Annotated in this window: 5 protein-coding genes; all 5 read left to right on the top strand. The window is 58.0% G+C overall.

Annotated features, from left to right (window positions below; all coding sequences use genetic code 11):
- Window positions 1-261 precede the first annotated feature (261 nt).
- The 5 genes from rpsF (at window position 262) to dnaB (ending at window position 3,844) form a co-directional block, all read left to right on the top strand.
- Window positions 262-684 (top strand): 30S ribosomal protein S6, encoded by a 423-nt coding sequence (rpsF, locus tag NUV89_RS28320; RefSeq protein ID WP_003217491.1) that lies wholly within the window; start codon window positions 262-264, stop codon window positions 682-684.
- A 29-nt stretch (window positions 685-713) separates the two neighbouring features.
- Window positions 714-944, top strand: a complete 231-nt coding sequence (rpsR, locus tag NUV89_RS28325; RefSeq protein ID WP_003171373.1) for a 30S ribosomal protein S18 — start codon at window positions 714-716, stop codon at window positions 942-944.
- Between the two features lie 36 nt (window positions 945-980).
- Window positions 981-1,874 (top strand): hypothetical protein, encoded by an 894-nt coding sequence (locus tag NUV89_RS28330; protein WP_124525559.1) that lies wholly within the window; start codon window positions 981-983, stop codon window positions 1,872-1,874.
- 18 nt (window positions 1,875-1,892) lie between these two features.
- Window positions 1,893-2,339 carry a 50S ribosomal protein L9 gene (gene rplI / locus NUV89_RS28335; protein WP_003171376.1) on the top strand — a complete coding sequence of 149 codons (447 nt, stop codon included), beginning with the start codon at window positions 1,893-1,895 and terminating at the stop codon, window positions 2,337-2,339.
- Between the two features lie 110 nt (window positions 2,340-2,449).
- Window positions 2,450-3,844, top strand: coding sequence for a replicative DNA helicase (dnaB, locus tag NUV89_RS28340; RefSeq protein ID WP_017734974.1), 1,395 nt, complete (start codon window positions 2,450-2,452; stop codon window positions 3,842-3,844).
- The last annotated feature ends 59 nt before the right edge of the window (window positions 3,845-3,903 follow it).

Raw genomic sequence — 3,903 nt, forward strand, 5'->3', positions numbered from 1 at the left:
ATCGTCGGCAGCGTCAGATGTGTATAAGAGACAGGTGATGCTATCGCAGGCAAGCCAGCTCCCACAGTTGTTTCTGGGTGTTGGGAAGATTGTTCAAATAATCACCAATCACCTTGCACGCTTCCTCCCCCTTCTCTACAATTGCGCCCCTTGCCTTCCTGGCGGGCACCTATGTGTCCCCCTTCGGCAAGATCCATAAGTGTCATTCACTCCTTGTCTGACCGTTTTTGAGCGGCAGGCTACAACCCGTAAGGAGCATTCATGCGTCATTACGAAATCATCTTTTTGGTCCACCCGGATCAAAGCGAGCAAGTCGGCGGCATGGTTGAGCGTTACACCAAGCTGATCGAAGAAGACGGCGGCAAAATCCACCGTCTGGAAGATTGGGGCCGTCGTCAACTGGCCTACGCAATCAACAATGTTCACAAGGCTCACTACGTGATGCTGAACGTTGAGTGCACTGGCAAGGCCCTGGCCGAGCTGGAAGACAACTTCCGCTACAACGATGCAGTGATCCGTAACCTGGTCATCCGTCGCGAAGAAGCCGTTACCGGCCAATCCGAGATGCTCAAGGCTGAAGAAAACCGCAGTGAGCGCCGTGAGCGTCGCGACCGTCCTGAGCACGAAGGCGCTGAAAGCGCTGATAGTGATGACAGCGACAACAGCGACAACGCTGACGAGTAATCCACGGACCTTATTAAGGAGCCTATCAAATGGCACGTTTCTTCCGTCGTCGTAAATTCTGCCGCTTCACCGCTGAAGAAGTGAAGGAGATCGATTACAAAGATCTCAACACTCTGAAAGCCTACGTATCCGAGACCGGCAAAATCGTTCCAAGCCGTATCACCGGTACCAAAGCTCGTTATCAGCGTCAGCTGGCCACCGCTATCAAGCGCGCCCGCTTCCTGGCCCTGCTGGCCTACACCGACAGCCACGGCCGCTGAGACCGGGCAGTCGATAAGTAGTAAGGGATTGAATGCATGCGCGCCTTAGCTGAGTTCATCATGCGCGGTCGTGTGCAGGCCACTCTGGTAGTGGCTGGATGTGCGGCATTGCCGTTGCTTTATTGGTTGGGTGCTGCCGCGGGTTGCCTTGTGCTGCTGCGGCGCGGTTTGAAGGACGCCCTTGGCGTTCTTGCCCTGGGATTGTTGCCGGCCTTGATCTGGTGGCTGCAATTGGGTGATCCACGGGTACTTCTGGTACTGCTGGGGTCATCGAGCCTTGCGTTGGTTTTACGCGCAAGTGAGTCCTGGGTCCGCACGCTGCTGGTCAGCGTGGCATTGGGGTTGGTGTACTCAGTGATGCTTGGCGCGGCTTTCCGCCCGCAAATCGAAGGGTTGTCGCAAGAGATCGTCAAGATCCTGCCGATGGCCCTCGGGGATCTCTACCAGCAATTGTCGGTAGATGAGCGAGCGCGGTTTGCGTCACTGATTGCCCCGGTCCTGACCGGCCTGATTGCGGCATTGTTGCAGGTCGTCAGCGTGCTGAGCCTGATTGTTGGGCGTTATTGGCAGGCGTTGTTGTACAACCCGGGTGGTTTTGGTCGCGAATTTCGCAGTATCAGAATCCCTGCGGGGCCGGCGATGTTGCTGCTGGCGTGCATGGTTGTCGGGCCGAACTTCGGTCCACAGATGGCCTTGCTGGCGCCGATTTGCAGCGTACCGCTGGTGTTTGCCGGGCTGGCCTTGATTCATGGGCTGGTTGCGCGAAAGCGCCTGGCCAAGTTTTGGCTGGTGGGGTTGTACGTCACGCTGTTGCTGTTCATGCAGCTGATCTATCCGTTACTCGTGGTCTTGGCCATTATCGACGGCCTGATTGATTTTCGCGGTCGTCTGGCGTCGAAAGACGCCGATAACGCGAACGGTGAAGGTTAAAAGTTAGAGGATTTTCACATGCAACTGATCCTTCTGGAAAAAGTCGCCAACCTGGGCAACCTGGGCGACAAAGTGAACGTTAAGGCCGGCTACGGTCGTAACTACCTGCTGCCATACGGCAAAGCCACCGCTGCAACCGCTGCCAACCTGGCCGCGTTTGAAGAGCGTCGTGCTGAGCTGGAAAAAGCAGCAGCAGACAAAAAAGCTTCGGCCGAAACTCGCGCTGCCCAACTGGCTGAGCTGGAAGTGACTATCACTGCCACCGCCGGTGACGAAGGCAAGCTGTTCGGTTCGATCGGCACCCACGACATCGCTGATGCACTGACCGCCTCCGGCGTTGAAGTGCAGAAGAGCGAAGTTCGTCTGCCGAACGGCACCATCCGCAACGTAGGCGAATTCGACGTAGCCGTGCACCTGCACGCTGAAGTTGAAGCCACCGTACGCGTTGTCGTGGTAGCAGCTTAAGTCGCACCTAACTGACTGGCACCTCGTGTGCCAGCCGGTTAACATCGGGCACGATCCTGTTTACAGGTCGTGCCTTTTGTTTTTCTACACACCCCAAATTCCAAGTGGCCATGAACGATATTTCAGCTCCCGAGCAATACGATCTGCAAACCGCTGCCCTGAAGGTGCCGCCGCATTCCATCGAGGCCGAACAGGCCGTGCTCGGTGGCTTGATGCTGGACAACAACGCCTGGGAACGCGTGCTGGATCAAGTCTCGGACGGTGATTTCTATCGACATGACCACCGCCTGATCTTCCGCGCCATCGCCAAGCTGGCCGACCTGAACTCGCCCATCGACGTCGTGACCCTTGCCGAGCAATTGGACAAGGAAGGTCAGACCTCGCAAGTGGGCGGCCTCGGCTACCTGGGCGAATTGGCGAAAAACACCCCGTCGGTCGCCAACATCAAGGCCTATGCGCAGATCGTCCGCGCCCGGGCGACCTTGCGCCAACTGATCGGCATCGCCACTGAAATCGCCGACAGCGCCTTCAACCCCGAAGGGCGTACCGCCGAAGAAATTCTCGACGAGGCCGAGCGGCAGATCTTCCAGATCGCCGAAGCGCGGCCGAAAACCGGCGGGCCGGTGGGCGTCAACGAACTGTTGACCAAGGCCATCGACCGTATCGACACGCTGTTCAACACCGACAACGCCATCACCGGCTTGTCCACCGGCTACACCGACCTCGATGGCATGACCAGCGGCCTGCAGCCGGCCGACTTGATCATCGTCGCCGGCCGTCCGTCGATGGGTAAAACCACCTTTGCCATGAACCTGGTGGAAAACGCCGTACTGCGCAGCGAAAAAGCCGTACTGGTTTACTCCCTCGAGATGCCAGGTGAATCGCTGATTATGCGGATGCTCTCGTCCCTTGGCCGCATCGACCAGACCAAGGTGCGTGCCGGCCGCCTGGAAGACGACGATTGGCCGCGCCTGACCTCGGCGGTCAACCTGCTCAACGACCGCAAGCTGTTCATTGATGACACTGCCGGTATCAGCCCCTCGGAAATGCGTGCGCGTACCCGACGCCTGGTACGTGAACACGGTGACGTCGGCCTTATCATGATCGACTACCTGCAACTGATGCAGATCCCAGGCTCCGGCGGCGACAACCGCACCAACGAGATTTCCGAGATTTCCCGCTCGTTGAAAGCCCTGGCCAAAGAGTTCAACTGCCCGGTGGTGGCGCTGTCCCAGCTCAACCGCTCCCTGGAGCAACGCCCGAATAAACGCCCGATCAACTCCGACTTGCGGGAATCCGGAGCGATCGAGCAGGATGCTGACGTGATTATGTTCGTGTACCGCGACGAGGTGTATCACCCCGAGACCGAGCATAAAGGCATCGCCGAGATCATCATCGGCAAGCAGCGGAACGGCCCGATCGGTACGGCGCGCCTGGCGTTTATCGGCAAATACACCCGTTTCGAAAACCTCGCGCCGGGCAGCTACAACTTCGACGACGAGTAACCTTGTGGGAGCGGGCTTGCTCGCGAAAGCGGTGTGTCATTCACTCTTTTGCTGAATGA

Source organism: Pseudomonas sp. 18.1.10, from assembly GCF_024655625.1.
GTDB lineage: Bacteria > Pseudomonadota > Gammaproteobacteria > Pseudomonadales > Pseudomonadaceae > Aquipseudomonas.